Source organism: Sorangium sp. So ce1014 (genome assembly GCF_051521505.1).
Taxonomy (GTDB): domain Bacteria; phylum Myxococcota_A; class Polyangia; order Polyangiales; family Polyangiaceae; genus Sorangium.
The window spans coordinates 10,962,186-10,982,265 of the sequence record NZ_CP150356.1 but is presented as its reverse complement, the minus strand read 5'-3'; the positions used below and the strand labels follow the sequence as shown (position 1 = coordinate 10,982,265).

12 protein-coding genes are annotated in these 20,080 nt (G+C 70.7%); 6 read left to right on the top strand and 6 right to left on the bottom strand.

Annotated elements, in window-relative coordinates:
• Nucleotides 1-310: 310 nt before the first annotated feature.
• Genes WME75_RS41740 through WME75_RS41730 form a run of 3 tightly spaced genes read right to left on the bottom strand, consistent with a single transcriptional unit; the run spans nucleotide 311 to nucleotide 4,387 of the window.
• Nucleotides 311-1,258, bottom strand: coding sequence for an ABC transporter ATP-binding protein (locus WME75_RS41740; RefSeq protein WP_437482774.1), 948 nt, complete (start codon nucleotides 1,256-1,258; stop codon nucleotides 311-313).
• Between the two features lie 4 nt (nucleotides 1,259-1,262).
• Complete coding sequence (gene sppA / locus WME75_RS41735; RefSeq protein WP_437482772.1) at nucleotides 1,263-3,893, bottom strand: signal peptide peptidase SppA; 2,631 nt, start codon at nucleotides 3,891-3,893, stop codon at nucleotides 1,263-1,265.
• Entirely contained in the window at nucleotides 3,890-4,387 is a 498-nt protein-coding gene (locus WME75_RS41730; RefSeq protein WP_437482769.1) for a DUF2505 domain-containing protein, read from the bottom strand. Before WME75_RS41730 ends, sppA begins: the two co-directional genes overlap by 4 nt.
• A gap of 174 nt (nucleotides 4,388-4,561) precedes the next feature.
• Here WME75_RS41730 and WME75_RS41725 point away from each other — a divergent pair, with 174 nt between their 5' ends.
• Nucleotides 4,562-5,779, top strand: coding sequence for an outer membrane protein assembly factor BamB family protein (locus tag WME75_RS41725; RefSeq protein WP_437482766.1), 1,218 nt, complete (start codon nucleotides 4,562-4,564; stop codon nucleotides 5,777-5,779).
• Nucleotides 5,780-5,788: 9 nt separating this feature from the next.
• Here WME75_RS41725 and WME75_RS41720 read toward each other — a convergent pair whose 3' ends face one another.
• From WME75_RS41720 to WME75_RS41710, 3 genes are all read right to left on the bottom strand, one after another.
• Nucleotides 5,789-6,145 carry a hypothetical protein gene (locus WME75_RS41720; protein WP_437482763.1) on the bottom strand — a complete coding sequence of 119 codons (357 nt, stop codon included), beginning with the start codon at nucleotides 6,143-6,145 and terminating at the stop codon, nucleotides 5,789-5,791.
• An 80-nt stretch (nucleotides 6,146-6,225) separates the two neighbouring features.
• A complete protein-coding gene (locus WME75_RS41715) occupies nucleotides 6,226-8,790 on the bottom strand; it encodes a diguanylate cyclase (protein WP_437482761.1) in 2,565 nt (854 codons plus the stop codon).
• Between the two features lie 316 nt (nucleotides 8,791-9,106).
• Nucleotides 9,107-9,274, bottom strand: coding sequence for a hypothetical protein (locus tag WME75_RS41710; protein WP_437482758.1), 168 nt, complete (start codon nucleotides 9,272-9,274; stop codon nucleotides 9,107-9,109).
• Between the two features lie 347 nt (nucleotides 9,275-9,621).
• Here WME75_RS41710 and WME75_RS41705 point away from each other — a divergent pair, with 347 nt between their 5' ends.
• The 5 genes from WME75_RS41705 (at nucleotide 9,622) to WME75_RS41685 (ending at nucleotide 19,936) form a co-directional block, all read left to right on the top strand.
• Entirely contained in the window at nucleotides 9,622-10,806 is a 1,185-nt protein-coding gene (locus tag WME75_RS41705) for a sigma 54-interacting transcriptional regulator (RefSeq protein WP_437482755.1), read from the top strand.
• 499 nt (nucleotides 10,807-11,305) lie between these two features.
• A complete protein-coding gene (locus WME75_RS41700; RefSeq protein ID WP_437482752.1) occupies nucleotides 11,306-17,581 on the top strand; it encodes an RHS repeat-associated core domain-containing protein in 6,276 nt (2,091 codons plus the stop codon).
• Between the two features lie 105 nt (nucleotides 17,582-17,686).
• On the top strand, nucleotides 17,687-18,142 hold the full coding sequence (locus WME75_RS41695; protein ID WP_437482749.1) for a hypothetical protein: 456 nt from the start codon (nucleotides 17,687-17,689) through the stop codon (nucleotides 18,140-18,142).
• A 43-nt stretch (nucleotides 18,143-18,185) separates the two neighbouring features.
• The gene (locus WME75_RS41690; RefSeq protein ID WP_437482746.1) at nucleotides 18,186-19,397 is read left to right on the top strand and encodes an RHS repeat-associated core domain-containing protein; all 1,212 of its coding nucleotides are present in this window, start codon (nucleotides 18,186-18,188) and stop codon (nucleotides 19,395-19,397) included.
• A gap of 62 nt (nucleotides 19,398-19,459) precedes the next feature.
• Nucleotides 19,460-19,936 (top strand): hypothetical protein, encoded by a 477-nt coding sequence (locus WME75_RS41685; protein ID WP_437482743.1) that lies wholly within the window; start codon nucleotides 19,460-19,462, stop codon nucleotides 19,934-19,936.
• Nucleotides 19,937-20,080: the final 144 nt, after the last annotated feature.

Here is a 20,080-nt window from a genome sequence, read left to right as displayed (position 1 = left end):
AACGCGATGATCCCGCGGCGAGCCGCGCTCCGAGCCGTTCCCCTCGGCCGTCGCCGCCGGCGCAGCCCTTCTGAGGCGTTCGGCGGCGCCGGCGCCGTCGGATCTCGCCTTTCCGACGGCCCGAGCGCCGTCTCGCCCCGGGACCGTCGCCCGCGGAGCGGCTGCTGCGCCGTCTCGCCCCGGGATCGTCGCCCGCGGAGCGGCTGCTGCGCCGTGTCGCCCCGGGATCGTCGCCCGCGGAGCGGCTGCTGCGCCGAGCACCACAGCCGCTGCTGGGCCTGCGCTCCGGTGGACGCTCGACCCAAGGCCCTCAGAAGAGGGGCGTGAGCTCGACGATCGCGGCGCGGCAGCGCGTGGCGGCCAGGACGAGGTCGCGGGTCGTCGCGCCCTCGGGCAGCGCGGCCGAGAAGCGCGCCGGCCCTCCGCGCAGCGCGATGCCCCGGGCGGCGAGCTCCTCGCGGAGGAGCTCCGCGTTGCTGCGGACGGTGAGGGTGTAGACGCGGCCCCCGGCGGCGATCTCCGCGAAGGTGCCCGAGAAGGCGAGCTCGCCGCCGGCGAGCACGAGCACGTCGGTGGCGCCGCGGACCAGGACGCCCCGAGGGCCCTCGACGTCGAGCCGCGCCGCCGTGAGCAGCGCGCCGCGGCCCTCGGTGGCGCCCGCGAGCGCGGCCAGGACGAAGCCGGCGGCGCCGTCGTCGAGGCCGACGAGCGGATCCTCGGCGATCAGCACGGCCGGCGCCGTCACGATCGCCTGGGCGAGGACGAGCGCGCGGCGCTCGGGCAGCGCCAGCGTCCGGAGCGTGCGCTTCCGGGCGGCCGCGAGGCCGACCCGCGCCAGGGCGGGCGGCGCCATCTCGGCGGCCGCGCGCGGCGAGGCCCCGGAGAGCCGCGCGCTCCACGCGACGTAGGCGTCCGCGGTCCACGCGAGCGGCAGCGGCGGATCGAGCGGCGCCGCCCCGCTCGCGGCGCGGTGCGCGGAGCGCCCGACGTCGCGGCCCGCGACCTCGAGGCGCCCGGCGACGACGCGCGCCTCGCCGGGCGCCGCGTCGTCCGCCGCGGCGCCCGGCGCCGGCGCGCGGACGGCCGAGAACGGGATGCCGGTGAGCGCCGCGAAGAGCGCGCCTGTGTCGCCGGCGCAGAGCACGCGATCGCCGCGCGCCTCCGCCGTGAGCGCGTCGATCGCGACGACGTCGTCGACGGCGATGCGCGCGGCGCGGGCGTCGAGGAGCGGCGGGCCGGCGGCCTCGGCCTTCTCCATGGGCTCAGCGCTCCGCCTGCGCGCGCGGGGCGGGCCCTCGGGGCGCGTCCTCGCGGGCCGTGGTGGGGACGCCGAACGAGATCTCCCCGGCGAACTCGCTGCGCGCGAGCGGCCTGTCGGCGCCGAACACGAGGAACGGCGTGAGGGCGCGCGCGGCGTCGAGCATCACGGGCGGGAGGGTCGCCGTCGCGAGCTCGCCCTGGGCCTGCGCCGAGAAGCCGACAAGGCTGAGGGCGTAGCCGAGGAGCGACGTGTCCTCCTCGGGGAGCGACAGGACGGGCGCGTCGTCGGGCAGCCGGCCCAGCCGGCGCGCCTCGGCGAGCGCCTCGCGGAGCCCGCCGATGCGATCGATGAGCCGGCGCTCCAGGGCCTGGGCGCCGGTCCACACGCGCCCGCGCGCGACGGCGTCGACCTCGTCGGGCCGCATGCGCCGGCCCTCGGCGACGCGGGCGACGAACCGGTCGTAGAGCTGCTTGACCTTGACGCCGAGCTGCTCGCGCTCGTCGTCGGTGAACGGCCTGTAGAGCGACTCGGCGTCGGCGCGCGGCGAAGAGCGGAACGTCTCGAGGCCGACGCCGAGCTTCTGCAGCAGCCCGGTGACGTCCACCTTCCCGTAGAAGATGCCGATCGACCCGGTGATCGTGGAGCGGGTCGCGAAGAGGGTGCCGCCGGCGACGGACGCGTAGTAGCCGCCGCTCGCGGCCTGCGAGCCCATCGAGACGATGAGCGGCTTCACGCGCGCCGTGAGGATCGCCTCGCGGAGGATGACGTCCGACGCGAGCGTCGAGCCCCCGCCGGTCTCGACGCGGAGCACGACGGCGCGGACGTTGCGGTCCTCGCGCGCGCGGCGCAGCGCGCCCGCGACCGTGTACGAGCCCGCGAGCTTGACGCCGAGCAGCGGGATCGACCGGCTCTCGCCGTCGATCATGTCGCCGTCGAGGTAGACGAGCGCGATCTTGGGCGAGTAGCCCCAGCGCTCCGGCGCCTCGTCGCCCGGGTCATCGTCGACGAGGCGGGAGGAGCGCCCCATCACCTCGTCGACGACGCGGCCGAGCTCGTCGTCGTAGGCGAGCAGGTCGACGAGGCCGCTCTGCCGCGCCTCCTGCGCGAGGAACGGGCCGCGCGCGAGCCGCCGCTTGAGCTCCTCGACGGGGATGCGGCGCCCGGCGCTCACCTCGCCGAGGAAGGCGCCGGAGAGCTCGTCGAGCAGCGCCTGGTGGTCGTCCTTGCCGACCTGGGTGCTGCCCTCGCGGGCGAACTGCTCGGCGGCGAGCTTGTGCGCGCCGATGCGGACGATGTCGGCCTGCACGCCGAGCTTCTTCAGGAGCCCGCCGAAGTAGAAGTAGCTCGACGAGATGCCGGAGAAGCGCAGGCCCCCCGCGGGGTTCATCGCGATGGCGTCGGCGTGCGAGCACACGTGGAGCGAGCGCCCGCCGGCGTCCTCGAGGTGGCAGAGGACCTTCTTGCCGTGGCTCCGCAGGTTGCGGATCGCGTCGGCGACCTCCTCGGCGTGGGCGAGCGAGCTGGCCGGCTCGGCGCGGAGCACGAGCGCGACGCCGGAGACCTCCGGGTCCTCGGCGAGGCGCCAGAGCTGCTGGAGGAACCGCGTGTGCCTGCGGACGCCCGGGGTCGAGTCGAGGCGGACGCGGACGACGCGGGCCGGCAGCTGGACGCCCGGCTCGGAGAAGCTGCGGAGCGCGACGCCTGTGTAGAAGCCGGTGCCGCTCTTCGTGACGGCGTCGCCGAAGACGCCGCCGGCGGAGGCCTGCAGCTCGCCGACGTTGACGTCGAGCCCGGCCATGGCCGCGATGTGCGGGCCGCCGTCGGCCGCGAGGTCGCGCAGCGTCACGTCGCCCCGGAGGGTACCGACGTAGGGCACCCGCAGGCCGAGGGTGGCCCGCGGCGTCCAGGCGCCGCTCTCGTCGGGGTCGCTGTCCTCGACGTAGGCGGTCTCGAGCCCGATCTCGAGCGCGCGCCGGCCGCCCACGGGTCGCACGGCGACGCCGAAATCCCAGCTGCGCTCGAGGGCCACGCGGAGGCGGCTCTCGGGGCGGTTCCAGTCGCGCGCGACGGCCGAGAGCGAGAGCCAGGTGAAGGGCCGGAGGGTGACGCCGCTCGTGAGCGAGAAGTACCCGTCGAGCGCCGGCGCGTCGGAGCTGCCCCAGCCGAGCGTCGTCCCGAACGCGAAGCCCGGGCCTGTGTCGAGCGCGAGCCCCCAGCGGACCCAGCGCGCGGCGCTGTCGAGCGGCGCCGCCGCGGCCTCGGGCGGGTCGAGGAAGTCGAAGCGCAGGCCGGTCGACACGTACCAGAGCGGCACGCCGAGCGCGATCGAGTGGCCGCGCGCCGGCAGCGGCGAGGCCGAGCCGGTGGAGACCCAGGTCCACCGGAGCTCGGTGCCTGGCAGGAAGGAGAGGTTCGCGGGGTTCACCGCGATGGCCGAGGTGTCGTCGCTGCTGGCGACGGCCTTGCCCGGATCCGGGATCGGCTGCGAGGGCCCGTCGGTCGGCGCGGCGAGCGCGGCGGTCGGCGCGGCGAGCGCGGCGAGCGCGGCGGTCGCGTACACGCCGAGGAGCGCGGCGGCGCGGGCGAAGGGGGCACGGCGGGCGGGGCTTTGGGGGCGGGGTAGGTCGTTCATGCGCTGACGAGCTCCCGGAGGGTATCCGCTTCGGCGTCGTACGTCCGCTGGACCTCGGCGAGGGCGAGGCGTTCGACGAGCGGGCCGAGCAGGCGCAGCCGGATCTCGATGTCGCCGTCGACGCGGCGGCGGGTGCGTCCCTCGGGCAGGGGCTCGAGCTGGTACGTGCCTGTGGAGCGGAAGTAGCTGCGCCACTGCTCCTTCGGGCTCACCTGCCAGGTGGAGGCGTGATCCGAGAGCCGGTAGGTCGAGCGCTCCTCCCAGGACATGGCGTCCTTGGCGACGGGATAGCCCTTGAAGATCGGCAGCGGCGCTCTGGCCTGGAAGCGGAGGATGCGCAGGAGCTCGCCGTCGTGGAGCGCGTGCTCGATCGTGACGACGCTCTCGATGGAGGCGACCTTCCTGGCCAGCCGCGGCCCGAGCTCCGGCGAGAGCACGGCGAGCTCGATGGCGTCGAGGGGCGCGTCGAGCTCGTGACAGATGGTGAAGTGCACGCGGGCCTTCTAGCACGCCCCCTTCGAGGACCGGGGGCGGGGGCGGGGGCGAGCGCGAGGAGCGCCCGCGGTAGCTCGCCGCACCCCTCGTGCGCTCGCATCACCCCTGGCCGCCCCGACGCTTCCTTGCTCGGCCAACCGGAGCCGCGCTACGACCGCCGCAGGACACCTCGCATGCGACCCCCGCGCTCGCCCCGCGCCGCCGCCCGCGCCCGCGCGCTCGTCCTCGCGCCGGGCGTCGCGATCGCGGCCCTCTCCGGCGGCTGCGGCGGCGGACAGACGCAGGGCGAGGCCTTCGACCCGCGCTGGAAGGACGACGGCGGCGCCGGCATCGCGGCCTTCCAGCAGCGCTTCGCGGGCAGGCCCATCCCCCTCGGCGCCGACGTGGCGGTCGGCGTCGTCGCGGGCTCAGGGGCGCGCCAGCTCGTCGGGGTGCCGCTCGGCGGCGGCCCGGCGTGGACCTTCGCGCACCCGCTCGACGCGCGGCCGGCCGTCGCGGGGAGCGTCGTCGTCGGGCTCGGCCAGGGCGAGCTGTTCGCGCTCGACGCGCGCACAGGCCAGCTGCTCTGGACGCGGAGGGCCGGCGGCAGGCTCCGCGGCGCGGGCGACGACGGAGAGACCACCGTTGTGTCGCTCGTGTCGACCACCGGCACCCTGAGCGTGGTGCTCGCCATCGGCCACGACGGGATGGTGCAGCGCCAGATCGAGGACTCCGCCACCATCGGCGTGCCGGCCGTCGTGGGGCGCTACGCGTTCCTGCCCTGGCAGGGGCGGTACGTCACCGTCTTCGACCTGCAGACGGGCGGCGAGGTGGCGCGGGCGCTCCTCCGCACCGAGGTGAGCCGCGCCTTCCTGCTCGGCGGCGCCGTCTTCTTCGGCGGCGGCGCGGCGGCGACGCGCCTCGACGAGGCCATCGGGCTCGGTGCGGCCGGGCACGCGTCGACGGCGCGGCTGCCAGCGCGCGAGCTGCCCGGGGCGCCGGTCTGGATGACCGACGGGACCGAGGTGCTCGCGCCCATCGCCTCGGCCGAGGACAAGGTACGGCTCTACGCCCGCCCCCGCGCATCCGGGCCGCCCGGCGTCGAGGCGGAGCGCTTCGTGGCGACGTACTACCGGGCCGCCGTCGGCCTCGACGCGCGCTCGGGCGAGCTCGCGTGGGCCCACGCGGGAGACGCGGACTTCCTCGGCGGAGCGGCCTATGTCGGCGGCTTCGCGCTGTGCGACGCGCGCGGCGGGATCTCGTTCCTCGACGCGCAGGGCGGGGCCGTGGCGGGGCGCGCCTCGCTGGGCCGGCCGGTCCAGGCGTGCGTGGTGCAGGCCGACGGGCTCACCGCCGCGGCGCTCGCCGCACCGCGCCCCGAGCGCCCCACGACCGCGGCCGGCCCCCCGTGAAGCCCGCCCTCAGCGGGGCTTCTCGTCCTTGTCCTCCGGGTCGACCGCGATGCGGAACCCGGGATCCTCCGGGGTGGGCCCGGTGGGCCGCGCCGCGGGCGCGTCGGGCCCGGCGCCGCCCTCGGGGCGGTCCTCGCGCGGCGGCGCCGGCGGCGGCTCCTTGCTCAGCTCGGCGCCGAGCCGGCCGACCACGTTGGACGCCGCCCGCACGAGCTCGCGCCCGGCGTCGTCGATCGCCTTGCCGACGCTCGTGCGATCGATGTCCTTGCGCAGGTCCACGGCCGTCTTGCGCGCCGCGCGCCAGAGCAGGCTCAGCCCCTGCTTGAGATCCTCCTTCGGGTCGTCGCGATCCGGGTCCGAGCTCATCGCGCCTCCTTGGCTTCGCCTCGCCGCGCCGAGGTGGCTTATGTTCCCGCCGCGCTGGCGCCGCAAGCGGCGCGCCCCGCTCAGGCCGCGGTCTTCGGCTTGCTCGTGGGATCGACCTCCGGCGGACGCCTCGGCTTGCTCCGAGGCTCGGCCTCAGCGGGCGTCCTGGCCGGCGTCGGCGAGGGCGAGGAGGCCGCGGCGCGCTTCCCGCCGGGCGGTGCGCCGTCGTGCCCCGCGGGCGCCGGGCCGCCGCCCGCCGCAGACGGCCTGCGCTGCGGCGCGGGCGCCGTCGCCGGGGGCCTCGCGGTCGTGCTCGCCGGCGCGGGGGGCCTCGCGGTCGTGCTCGCCGGCGCGGGGGGCCTCGCGGTCGTGCTCGCCGGCGCGGGGGGCCGCACCGTCGTGCTCGCCGGTGCCGGGGGTCTCGTGCTCGCCGCCGGGGGCCTCGCCGACAGGGCCTCCGTCCCGGGCTTCGCCGGCGCGGTCGCCTCGGCCGCGGGCGGGGGCCCGCTGCTCGACCGGTTCGCCGGCGACCACGCCGTGGAGCGGTTCCGGCCCGACCGCTTCGAGACGTAGAGCGACTCGTCCGCGGCCTTGAAGAGCTCCTCCCACGTGCTGCCCGCCTCGGGGTAGGTGGCGATCCCGATCGAGCAGGTGACCTGGCACTGCACCGGGCCGCCGCTCCCGGCCGCGTGGAACGTCGTCCGCTCGAGCTCCTCGCGCACGCGCTCGGCGAGCAGCATCGCGCCGCGCGCGTCCGTCTCCTCGCAGATCACCACGAACTCCTCGCCGCCGAAGCGCGCGACCGCGTCGGTCGTGCGCTTCGCGCGCCGGAGCACGTCGCCGAGCCCCTTGATGATCACGTCGCCCACGTCGTGGCCGTACGTGTCGTTCACCTTCTTGAAGTGGTCGATGTCGGTCACGAGCACCGAGAGCCGCCGCGAGAACCGCCGCGCCGCCGTGATCTTCTGGTCGGCCACCTCGAGCATCGCCCGCTTGTTGAGCAGCCCGGTGAGCCCGTCCATCGTCGCGAGCTCCTCGAGGCGCCGCATCATCCGCGCGTTCGAGAGCGACACGGCCATGTGGCTCGCGAGCACCTCGAGCGTGCTCCGCACCGAGTCGGTGAAGGCCGCGCGCCGCCGCGAGCCGAGGACCAGCGTGCCGAGCGGCCGGTCGTGCACGACCAGCGGGAGCACGATGATCGACGGCATCGACGGCGGCGTCACGCGGCGGGTGAAGACGATCTGCCGCTTCTCGTCGTACTCGCCGCGGTACGGCAGCGGGTGCCGGTTCTGCAGCACCATCGAGACGAGCCCCGCGTTGTGGCGGAAGCGCTGCCCGGTCAGCTCGGCGCCCCCGTCGCCGCTCACGGCGCGGATCTCGTGGACCTTCTGCGCCTCGTCGTAGAGCGTCACCGCCGCGAAATCGACCGACGTGATCTCGCGGGCGCTCGTGACGCCCGCCTCGATGACGCCGGGCTCCGTGGTGGCGGCGCCGAGCGCCTCGGCGGCGCGGTAGAGCTTGCCCTGCTCCACCTTGGCGCGCTCGAGCTGGACGAAGACGCGCTCGTTCTGGATGGCGCGCACGGCGTAGCGGCACGCCTCGTCGATGAGCTCGAGCTCCCGCGGCGAGAACGGCCGGTCCTCGACGCGATCGACGACGAGCGCGCCGCGGAGCTTGCCGTGCTCGAACACCGGCAGCGCGCAGACGGCGCGCACCGGGGAGGGGCCGACGTAGTAGGGGAGCTTGTAGCCGGGCTTGAGGCCCCCGATGACGACCGGCGCGCGCTGCGTGATCGCCGCGCCGAAGACGCCGTCGCCCGAGAGGAACGGGCCCTCCGAGAGGTTCGGGGCGTCGCTCGCGAGCTCGCTGATGCGCAGGTGCGTGCCGGCGTCGTTCTGCCAGAGGAGCATCGCGGTGTAGAGGTCCAGCGACTCGCGCAGGAGGCGGAGCGCGAAGAGCACCGACTGGTGGATCTCCTCGACGCCGGAGCGGGCGAGCCGCTCGTCGTCGCCCTTCTGGGCCGCGCCGCGCGCCTGGGCCGGGGCGGAGAGCAGGCGGTAGCTGCGCGCGTCGTCGCGGAGCCGCTCGATCTCGGCCTGGAGGCGGGTGTGGGAGGCCTTCCGGACGCGGCTGATCTCGGCGCGGAGGACGGCCGCGTTCAGCACCGAGAAGACGGCCATGAAGCCGATGTGCGGCGCGGCGGCGCCCCACGCGATCGGCGCGCCGCGCGCGGCCATGGCCGAGCGGACGGCGATCTCGAGGGCGGCGGCGGCGATCGCGACGAGGAGCGACGCCGCGGGGCGGGCGAAGGCGCTCACGAGGGCGATGACGACGTAGAGGGCGGCGTGGGCGTCGCCGTCGAGCGAGCCGTCGAGGCGGAGGACCGCGGCGAACGTCGCGACGACGAGGAGGGCGCCGACCTCGAGGTCGAGCAGCGCGCTCGCCTCGATGGCGGCCGCGCGCCGCCGCGCCCGCTGGACGAGCGCCGCGAGCAGCACGAGCAGCGCCGCCGCGGCCGCGACCTGCGGCAGGCGCTCGGCCGCGTCGAGGACCACGAGCCCCCCGAGGGCGAGGGCGCACGCGAGCGGCGCCGCGTTGCGCGCGATACGGCGGGCGGTGAGCACGGCGAGCACCAGGTTGGCCATGGGCTCGCATGCCGGTACCAGAGGCCGATCCCGAGGGCCCAGTTCTCGGCTGCGGGCGGCCGGCCGGCCGGCGGGGGGAAACGGGCGAGAGCAGGGACCGGGGTGTGTCCTTGAGCGTGTGGGTAGTAGTCGAGAACGGAGCACGAGATCGATCGGCGTTGGTCGTCCGCTGGAAGGCCGCGTGGGAGGTCGCAATTGTGCGCCGACCAACCAACGGCTGGACGAGCATCAGGCGCTCGGTGATAGGTTGACGGCTCGTGTCTCAGCGCCGGTGCAGCAGTGAGATCAGGGGCGGCGATGGCCTTGGGACCGTCGCTCAGGCGTCCGCGCTCATGGCGGGGAGGACCGAGGAGATGCACGGCGAGCAGACCGCCCCTGCGGAGTTCTCGCTGCGGGACTCATGGCACCAGGTGGAGACGCTGAACGGGCTCGACACGCCGCCGGCGCAGCGCGCCTCCTCGGGGACGCGCCGCCTGCTCTTCACATTGCTCTACCACCCGGACCTGCGTCGCGTCGGCGCCCGGGCGACCGCGGCGATCGATCCCGGTCGCGCGGCGCCCCTTTCCCGCCTTGCGCCCGACTTCGCGCAGCCGCGTGGCCTCGATCACGCGCCGCTCCGCGATCCTCACGTGAGCAGGAGGCCTCACCTTGTGACCTGGGGCGCAGACGATTCGCTGACCATCACGCCTGTGGGGCCGGGGCAGCTGTCGGTCGATGGAGAGCCCGTCGACGAGGCGCGCCAGTTTCCCGCGGAGCGCTTGCGCGAAGGGCTCCTGTTGCAGCTGTCCAGGAGGATCGTGATCCTCGTCCATGTGGCGACCGCCGTGACCCGTGGGCCGAGACACGCGCTCGTCGGCGACAGCGACACCCTCGAGGAGGTCCGCACGTCGGTCGCGCGCGTCGCCGATCTGCGGGTGCCTGTCCTTTCTCCGGGGAGAGACCGGCACCGGCAAGGAACGCGTCGCCCAGGCCATTCACCAGGCGAGCCCGCGGGCCGGTGGTCCCTGGCTCGCGGTGAACATGGCCGCGCTCGCCTCGACCACCGCGGCTTCGGAGCTGTTCGGGCACGCGAAGGGCTCCTTCACGGGCGCTCACCAGCGCCACGCGGGCCTCTTCGAGCGCGCGCAGGGCGGGACGCTCTTCCTTGACGAGATCGGCGATATGTCGATGGATGTCCAGGCCATGCTGCTCCGGGCGCTCGAGACAGGCGCGATCCTGCCGCTCGGCGACACCGAGCAGCGCGCGCTGGATGTCCGGGTCATTGCCGCGACGGATGTCGATCTGGAGCAAGCCGTGGCGCAAGGCAGATTTCGCGCGCCGCTGCTCCACCGGCTCCAGGGCTATACCATCACCCTTCCTCCACTTCGCCGGAGCCGCGAGGACATTCCCCGCCTGCTGCTTCACTTCCTCCGCGAGGAGCTCGCGCGCGTCGGGGAGCTCTCCCGGCTGGAGCCGACCGCGGACGGCGCGCTGCCGTGGTTCCCTCGATCGCTCATGGTGCGGTTGCTCCAGCACGGGTGGCCCGGCAACGTGCGCCAGCTCCGGAATGTCGCGCGGCAGCTGGTGATCTCCAGTCGCGGCTCCGACGTCATCGTCGTCGACGAGAGCCTGGAGCGGATGCTGGAGCAGGCGCGCCAGACGGCGCGGCCCCCGTCGGATGCACCGCGATTGGCCGAGACGCGCGACGTGGACGTCCCCGCCGGCGAGCCGGAGGCGCGAGGCCTGGAGCGGGAGGTCGACGAGGACGCCCTGATCGCGGCGCTCCGCGACAGCCAGTGGTCGATCGGACCCGCGGCGGCAGCGCTCGGCGTGTCGCGCACCACCCTCTACCGGCTCATCGAGCGTAGCCCGCACGTGCGCAAGGCGGCGGACATACCGGAGGACGAGCTCATGCGCTGCCACAATGAGTGCACCGGCGATCTCGATGCCATGTCGGCGCGCCTCCGGGTATCGAAGCGAGGGCTGAAGCTGCGACAGCGGGAGCTCGGGATCGCCGAAAAGGGGCGCGAGAGGTAACTCCGTCCGCCTGGGTGCGGAGCGGAGCGTCCGCGGACGGTCCGCGGACGGTCCGCGGACCGCTCTGGAACAGCAGCGCAGCCCGGCGAGGAGCCGTCGTCGCCTGGGTTTTCTTGATCGAGGCTGCCTCGAGCGCTGGCACGTGGGCTGCTTTGCCATGAGCGCGGGGCGCGCTCGGGTCCACTTGCCCTCGTGCACGCGTGGGAGCTCCTCCGCGCTTAGGAGAGAGCGCGTGGGGGCGCCCCGTGCGCGGCGTTTCGCTTGTTCTTGCTGCTTTCTGAGCATCCACCTTGATGAGGAGAGTCTTGTGATTAGCGATAATCCAAATTCGAAGATTCGACCGCCTGAGCCTCGCGAGGCTTCGCGGGACGACGAAGCAAGCCGTTCCAACGGACTCGAGCCGCGCGCGCCGCGGTCATCAAGGCGCGTCACGACACCCAGGCGTGAGGCCTTCGTGAGCGCACGCTCCGCGGCATACCTCCTGGGCACATGCATCGCGATGGCCAGCTTCGCCGGTTGTCACGGCGATAGCGAGATTCCGCAGGTCGCGCAGGTCGCGCAGCAGCAGACCTACATCCCGCCCGACCCAGTGCATGAGTTCACCGACCTCGCGCCCGCCGCGCACATCCTGCCGGCGACCGCGCGCGACTACCTGCCGGGATCTGGCGGGGTGCAGGCAGACGGGTCCTATCACTACTCGTTGCCGATCGAGCTTCCCCCGGGGCGCGGCGAGGTGACGCCGCAGCTCTCTCTCGAGTACTCGAGCCGCGCTGGCAACGGCCCGCTCGGCGTCGGCTGGAACGTCGGCGGGCTCTCGGCGGTCCACCGGTGCGACGCGATCGTGGCGACTGATAATATCGCCGCGGAAGGCGAGCGGCTCTGCCTCGACGGCGCGCTGATGGTGCAGATCGGAGCGCACGAGTTCCGCACCGAGAACGACATGATCGCCAAGATCGTGCGTCTCGGTGACTCGGATTTCAACTGGATGGTGTACCTGAAAGATCACCGGATCCGGTACTATGGAAGGACGTATGACCAAGGCGACGACAAGACGGATAGCTTCCCGCTCGCCGAGGAGCACGACCGCTCGGGGAACATCGCCCAGTACATGTACAAAGACACGGCGCCTCCCATCGTCCAGTCGATCCAGTACACCTTTCACAACAGCGGCGCCGAGGCGCAGCGCGAGATCGTCTTCAACTACAAGGAACGCCCCGATCCGATAGCGCGCCGCGTGAGCGGCGAGACGTATCGCTGGGACGAGCTGCTCGACTTCATCGAGATGAAGGCGCCGAACCCGGACGCCAAGGCCACAATATGGACCTACTCGCTGGGTTACGAGACCAGCCCCGACACCGGCTACTCGCGGCTGACGACGGTGACGCGCTGCGGGGCGGCGGGTGGTTGCTCGTACGCGCGCGAGTTCGACTACTCGAGGTTCAGTGAGTTCGGTGGAGATCGGTTCGAAGAGAAGTCGACGTCGTTCGGTGGTAATTCGCTGGCCCCTGGCTCGTCGATGCTGGTGCTGGACGTCGACGGCGACGGCGACGACGACGTGTTGTACGCGGATGGTAACGGCCAGCGCCGCATCCACATCGGAGGCCCCGAGATGCCGCTCTCGGGCTCCTTCAATGTGTCAGACATCGGCGACATGTCCCTGGCGCAGCCCGTCGACATCGACGGGGACGGCGCCAGCGAGGTCGCCGTGATGGTGGTCCACGGGTCCAATGAGGATCTCGAGGAAGCGGACACCTGGCCGGAGTATCAAGCGATCTTCCGCTACGAGATCTGGCAGTGGAATAAGGACGCCTTGGACTTCGAGCTCGTCCCCGGCGTGCTCCCGGCTAACGCAGCGACGCTCGCCCCCGACGCCTTCCAGGACCCGACGTGCACGTTCGGAGACGCGTTCGGTGGGTGCGATCACCTGTTCTTCGCCGACCTCAACGGAGACATGCTCCCGGACATTGTCAAGCCATGGGATCCATCGATTGACGGCGTGTATCAGCCGGCGAGGTTCGATATCTTCTTGAACACCGGCGGAGGCTTCGGTCCGCCGATGAGTCTGCCTCTCGGGCTCTCCTCGGATGAGCGGCTCGCGTACCATGCCTGGTTTCACACCGCAGTCGTCGACGGGCGGCACTACGTCCGCTATCTGCGCTACCAGGACTGCGTCGACTGCGCGCGGGAGTACGATGCGTGGATCGTGGGACTGAGAGCCGACGGGACTCCCGAGACATTCTCCCACGGGAATGACCCATGGCACGACGGAACCACCGGACCGAAGCCGATCGACATGGACCCCGACGGAGACGGGGCCCGCGAGCTCCGGTGGCTGGCTGCGACCGATCCGTGGTACCCGAGCCACATCAAACCGATACGTGCTGACGTCGACGGCGACGGCCGCGAGGACGTCGTCCTCCACGACACGGACGCGGACACGATCTCGATCCAGCTGTCGAAGACCCTCGCCAGCTCGCCTGAGCCGGTGTACGCGCCGTTCAAGACGCTGACCCACGACCGAGAGCTCGCGAGGGTCGTCACCGGCGACTTCGACGGCGACGGTCGCGTCGACATCGCGGGTATCGAGAGCGGCGCCGGCGGCGAGGTCGTGGCCTGGTCCAACATCAACGAGTGGAACAATGTCGGGATAGCGACGATCGACGTCGACCTGGTGACGAGCGTCCGCGACACCGACGGTGCGTTCCTGCGGCGCGAGGACATCGTCTACCGGAACAAGACGCCGGTAGCTGGGGTGTTCGACTATCCCGAGAGCGCCGAGCCTCCGGCGGTGACCGCGGGCTGCTCGTCCTATCCCGTCGTCTGCGTGCGCCGCGGCATGACCGTCGTGGTTGAGCACGCCACCTACAAGCCGACGATCTGGGTCTTCTCGCCGGAGCGGCGAACGCGATACTCGTATTTCCACCCGTACGCCGATGCGTTGGGTCGTGGTTTTCTCGGGTTTCAGATGATCCGCTCGTGGGAGCCTGAGCTGGCGGTCGAGAGCGAGGTCCAGTACGACAACACGTATCGCGTCGGTACCCGGTATCCGTTCGCGTTCATCCCCTCGGAAACGCTCACCACCACGCTCGTCCTCGAAATCGAGGCGTTGGGCCGCGAGCTCCCGGTGACGTCGGCGCGCGCGCGCGTCGTCTACACCTCGCACGACTTGCAGCATCGGGCCCTCAACGGCGACAAAACCTACGTCGTCAACGATGAGTCGACGGACGTGTTCGAGTGGGAGGAAGACGTCGATGTGGTCTGGGATCCGACGCAAGCCGGCGTGGCGGACTATCTCGAAGGGGTCAGTGAGAGCCCCGAGCTGGCGCCTCGCCAGCGCATGGTCGACCCGAAGTTCGACGACTATGGCAATGTGATCGCGCAAACCGCGACGACCAACGGCGGCGTCCGCAGCGAATTCACGCTCGATCACGAGCCGGCAAACACGATCTCGTGGCTGGTCGACCTGCCGAAGGATTATCGTTTCCGTTCGTGGACGCCGAGCCTGCACGGCGCGCCGTCCTTCCGCCACGTGCGATTTCAGCACGACACGAAGGGACGGCTCACCACGCAATGGAACGAGCCGACCAGCACGAACGACGACATCAAGCAGACGATCACGTACGAGCGCGACCCGGCGTACGGCAGCTACGGGCAGGTCACGGGTGTGACGCGGACCGCGCCGGGGGTGGTCGACCCGCGGTTCACCGGCGTTGACTGGCACGATTTGACGGGAGAGCAGATCTTCCCGTCGCGGGAGTGGAACGGGCTCGCGCACACGACGACGTTCGTCCACCACCCGGCTTACGGCTTGCTGCTCGCCGAGGCGAATCCCGACGGGGTCGAAACCCTGTACCAGTACGATGACCTCGGCCGCCCGCGCGGGACCGCGGTGGAGGGAGGGGATAGCGTCGCGCTGACCTACGCCGAGAAAGTAATCCAGACGCTCGAGTTGACGCTCGAGGTGACCGCGACGACCGCGTCCGGCGACGTCCGCTCGACGTATCTCGACAAGCTCGGCCGGCCGACGATGCGCACCGTCCTGGGCATGGACGGGAATGTGAAGCAGATGAGGATGTCCTACAACGTGCTCGGGGTTCTGCACAGCCGCTCGAACTGGAGCGATGGCGTGGGAACCCCCGAAACGACGCTCCACTGGTATGACACGCTCGGCCGCCCACGCATCGTCGGTCGTGCTGATGGTACCAAGCTCGAGACGACGTACGCCGGGCTGTTCGAGGCGACCCACGAGGACGCGAAGGACGCCAGGAAGCGCCAGATCGTGGATGTCGATGGCCGCCTCATCGAGACGTACACCGTCGTCGACGGGGTGGAGGTCCTGTCGTCCCGGATCGAGTACAAACCGTTCGATCTGCCTGGAATCACTCGAGACGCCGACAATAACGTGACCGAGCTGTGGTACGACCATCTCGGCCGCAGGATGCGCGAGGAGGACCCGAACACCGGGACGACGCGGTTGTTCTACAACGGCTTCGGTGAGATCCGCCGCGCCGAGCGCGGCACGGGCACGGTCGATCCGACCGTCTATAACCGCGATGTGCTCGGTCGCATCCACACGATGGATACGGTCGACGGCACCGTGACCTTGAGCTGGGACGCTCCCAACGGCACTGGCAAGCTCGACAAGGAGTTCAGCGCCGACGGCACACGGGTGGTGTATCGCTACGACGACGCGGGGCGGGTCAGCGGCAGTACGTGGTGGAAATCGGGAGGGAACGAATGGTTCGATCTTGACGTGAATCGAGACGAGCACGGGCGGGTCATCAAGACCATCTACCCGGAGGTCAACGGGCAGCGTCTCATCATCGCCAATGCCTACGAAGGCGCGTACGTGGAGCGCGTGGAGGACGTGACGGACCCGCTGGACCCGAAGCCGCTCTGGACGATCACCGAGCGCGCTGCCGATGGGGCGCTCAGCGCCGGCGAGTTCGGCGACGGGCTCGCCTACTACGCGGCCCAGTACGACGAGATGGGGCAGCCGACTCGCCTGCAGGCCTACCGCGGCTCGAGCGACTACCTGATGGACATCGAGTACACGCCCGACGCGAACGGCAACGTCGAGCGGCGCGAGGACCACGTCGCCGGCCGCGTCGAGACGTTCGGCTACGACGAGCTGCACCGGCTGCGGCAATGGACCAATACGCGCGGCGCGACGTCCCTCTCGCGGAGCTTCGTGTACGATCCGATCGGCAACCTCGAGAAGGTGCTGAGCGGCGCGACCGTCCTCGAGGAGTTCGTCGATCGAGGCGTCGCTGGTCCGCAGAAGCTGGACCACTCGACCGGCGGCGTGACGTACGACTACGACCACCGCGGGCGGCAGATCCGGGCCGGGGATCGCAGGGTCACGTACACCGCGTTCGACTTGCCGCGGCGGGTGACGCGCAACGGGATCTGGTTGAATTACCAGTACACGGCGTCGGGCGAGCGCTTCCGCGAGACCGATCCGGTCGGCCTCCTGGAGCGGGTCTACGTCGGAGGCCTGTACGAGCGGCACAAGGCGGGGGCGCAGCAGACCCATGTCCACCACGTGCACGGGCCGGACGGACCGGTGGCCGACATCATCGTCAACGCCAGCGGCCGCCGCGTGAGCTATGTGGTACCCGACGCGATCGGCAGCACCGCGGTGCGATTCGACGAGACGTTGGCCCCCGGGGCAGCGCCCGAGCGGCTGCACTACGAGCCGTTCGGTCGCCGCATCGAGGCGGACGGGAGCGCGTGGGCGGGCTCGTGGGGTGCGTTGACACTCGGCTTCGCGGGGGTCGAGCAGGCGCCGCAGGGGCTCATCCAGATGGGGGGTCGCGCCTACGATCCGGCCCAGCGCCGGTTCCTCAGCCCGGACCCGCTGGTGAGCGATCCGTACTTCGACCAGGCGAGGCACCGCTACAGCTACGCCCACAACAACCCGGCGACGTTCACCGACCCGACCGGCTACTGGGTACCGCCCGCCTGGTTGTGCGGCCTGTTCGTCAACGCCGGCTATCTCAGCGTCGGCTCGCTCCAGTTCTCTTTCGGGAGCTACTCAGCTATGGGCGGCGGCCCGATGTCGTGGCCGCAGGTCCGCGCGACGTTGCCCGACGTGACGCCGGATTCGTACCGGAGCGCCGCGCCGACCGGGCTCACGTTCAGCGGGCCGGGTTACGCCGGCGGCGATGTGGTCGCGCGCGCCCTGATCGACCATGGTGTCGATGCATGGCTGCAGGAAAACGGGGACGCGGCGATCAACGTCTCGCTCGGGGTCTCGTACGCCGCGCTGACGCTGGCCACGTACGGAATGGCGGCGGAGGCGGGGGTGTTCGCCGGCATGAGCGCGCGCGTCGCGAGCTTCGGGGCGAGCTCTTGGCGGGCGATCACGGGCGTTGCCGGCGTGGTCGGCGAGGGCGCACGGCGCTACGGCAACCAGGTCACCCGGTGGGGCGCGCAGGTGATGCGCGGGGCCGGAGGCGGTGCCGATTCGGCGGCGCCGCCCGTCGCACGGGCAGCACCGACACTTAGTGCCGATATGGATTTTTTTGGCTCAGTATGGACTTGCAGTGCCAACCCAGAGCGGTGGCTACTTCAACATCGTGTCCCACGCCGACGCGAGCACTGCCTATGTCATTCGTGGTGGTCAGTGGGCGAGCGTAAGCCATCGAACATTGGCTCAATTCGTCCAACGGTCTACTGGCTACAACGGACATCCGGTTCGCCTGATCGCGTGCAACTCGGGTGCTTGCTCGACCGGGCTCGCAAAAGATATTGCGAACAAGCTCGGAGTTAATGTCCTTGCCCCGACGGATGTTGTCTACGTTGATGGGATGGGAAATTTTTGGACCAATGGCAAGTGGGAGCTGTTTAGGCCCGGACTGTAAGAGTCGGAGGAGTCATGGTTTACTATCCAGATCTGAGCCCGTGTGATTACTTCGGCCGCTGGCAAGGCATCCTGCGGGCGGTCGGGTGGCACGAGCCGAGCCATCCATTCGCAACAGGCTCGGTGTCAAAGAACTTCTTCGAAGCGCTAGTGCGTCTGCTTTCCGACCCATGGCAGCCCGCCGCTGTTGCAGGGTATCAGAAATGTCCTTACTGTCGCTTCACTGGTGGTCCCGCTGAGCTTCGATTTGAAGGTGTAACGATTCGTGTTGGAGCGAGTAATCTCTTCGTTCCTACGGACAAGGAAGTATACGTTGCGCCGAGCTTGATCGCGCATTACGTTGATGCTCACGATTACTTACCGCCTTCAGTATTTCAGGAAGCCGTTCTAGATTGTCCCGAGATGAGATCTGTCGCATATCTGAAGAAGATAAAGCTGCACGGGATAGCGTCCATGCGTTCGGCCGAGTGACATCTCGGGTCGAGACTATTGAATGAGATAACGAGACGCCCCCGTGGCGGGCGCGGCGCCCGAGCGGCTGCACTACGAGCCGTTCGGTCGCCGCATCGAGGCGGACGGGAGCGCGTGGGCGGGCTCGTGGGGGGCACTGACGCTCGGCTTCGCAGGGGTCGAGCAGGCGCGGATGGAGCTCATCCAGATGGGGGGCCGCGCCTACGATCCGGCCCAGCGCCGGTTCCTCAGCCCAGACCCGCTGGTGAGCGATCCGTACTTCGACCAAGCGAGGCACCGCTACAGCTACGCGCACAACAACCCGGCGACCATCACCGACCCGACCGGCTACTCTCCGACGGGCCAGTGGGGAGCGGTGCCGCCGGCCTGGCTGTGCGGCTACGTCAGCCCGCTGCAGCTGTCGTTCGGCAGCTACGCGGGCGGCGGTCCGATGTCGACGCTGCAGGTGCGCACGGGTTTGCCCGACGTGACGCCGGATTCGTACCGGACCGCGACGCCGGCGGGGCCGCAGTTCACAGGGGCGGGGTACGCGGGTGGCGATGTGGTCGCGCGCGCCCTGATCGACCATGGTGTCGATGCATGGCTGCAGGAAAACGGGGACGCGGCGATCAACGTCTCGCTCGGGGTCTCGTACGCCGCGCTGACGCTGGCCACGTACGGAATGGCGGCGGAGGCGGGGGTGTTCGCCGGCATGAGCGCGCGCGTCGCGAGCTTCGGGGCGACCTTGTGGCGGGCGATCACGGGCGTTGCCGGCGTGGTCGGCGAGGGCGCACGGCGCTACGGCAACCAGGTCACCCGGTGGGGCGCGCAGGTGATGCGCGGGGCCGGTGGCGGTGCCGATGCGGCGGCGTCCTCGGTCGCAAGGGCGACAGGAGCGTTCAATCCGGGCGCACAGGGTGGTGCCGGTCTTGGCAAACTGGCGGAGAGGTCGATCCAGGTATCCGAGAGAGGACTCGCGATCGTGGAGAACCACCTCGCTCGGTTCGAGCCCGTCCCCCAGAACGTAGCGATGGTGGGCCGCCTGCGAAGTGCACTCGCCAGTGGGCAACGAGTCGTTGGAGCTGACGCGAGTTTCTACTTGCACGAAGTGTCGGAGGCAACAAGGATGGGTCGTGGTCTCGCGTACGATGTTGCGCACGCTGGTGCGCTCGCAAAGTACGGCGTTTCTCCGTTTAGCGTCTACCACCCGGATGTCATTCTAGCTAACCCGGGATCATTTAATTCAAACTGGTTCAAGTTCTGGGGTCTACAATGAGAATTATTCAAATGACTCCTCTGGCCAAGGCACGAGTGTGGGTTTCAGAAAGAGCCACTTCTGTGGTTGAGTTTGCTGACGTCATGTCCGGATCGTTTGTGGCAGCGAGAGCTGGCGCCCCCGAGCACCCCGCCGTGACAGTAGAGGCTTTGGTGCCGCGGGGTGCGCTAGCCGAGTACGGCCTTCTCGGACTCGCTTACCAGTCGACCACATCGGAGGCCTCGCGTGTCGAAGTCGGGTATTCCACCAGCGAAGGAATGAAATGGTACGAATCCCTCGCGGCGACCATTGATGAGGTGAGGATCGGGTTGCCAGAGGAGTATTCAAAGTCGATCTTTCAGGCGCTCTCGTCAGTGGTCACCACGAAGTTCAGTCCTGGAGTACTGAGACTGGCAGAGGCAGCTCACGGAGCCATCGGGTCGAGCCCAAGCTTCTTCGCTAAGCTGTCGTTTGCGGCTGCGGAGCTCATGTTTGTCGACGTGTTCGACGCGTCCGACGAACAACTGGCGAAGCTCCTTCGGCGCATTCTTGTGGGGTAATCGACGCGGATGAGCGTTGCCCGCTTCGGTTCCATCTCACGACGTGAACCGAGACGGGCGCTTCCTACGACGCCCGTCGAGGCCCAAGTCCGCATGAGCTTGGGCGACTTGCCCTCGGATTCGTACCGGACCACGATGGGTTGG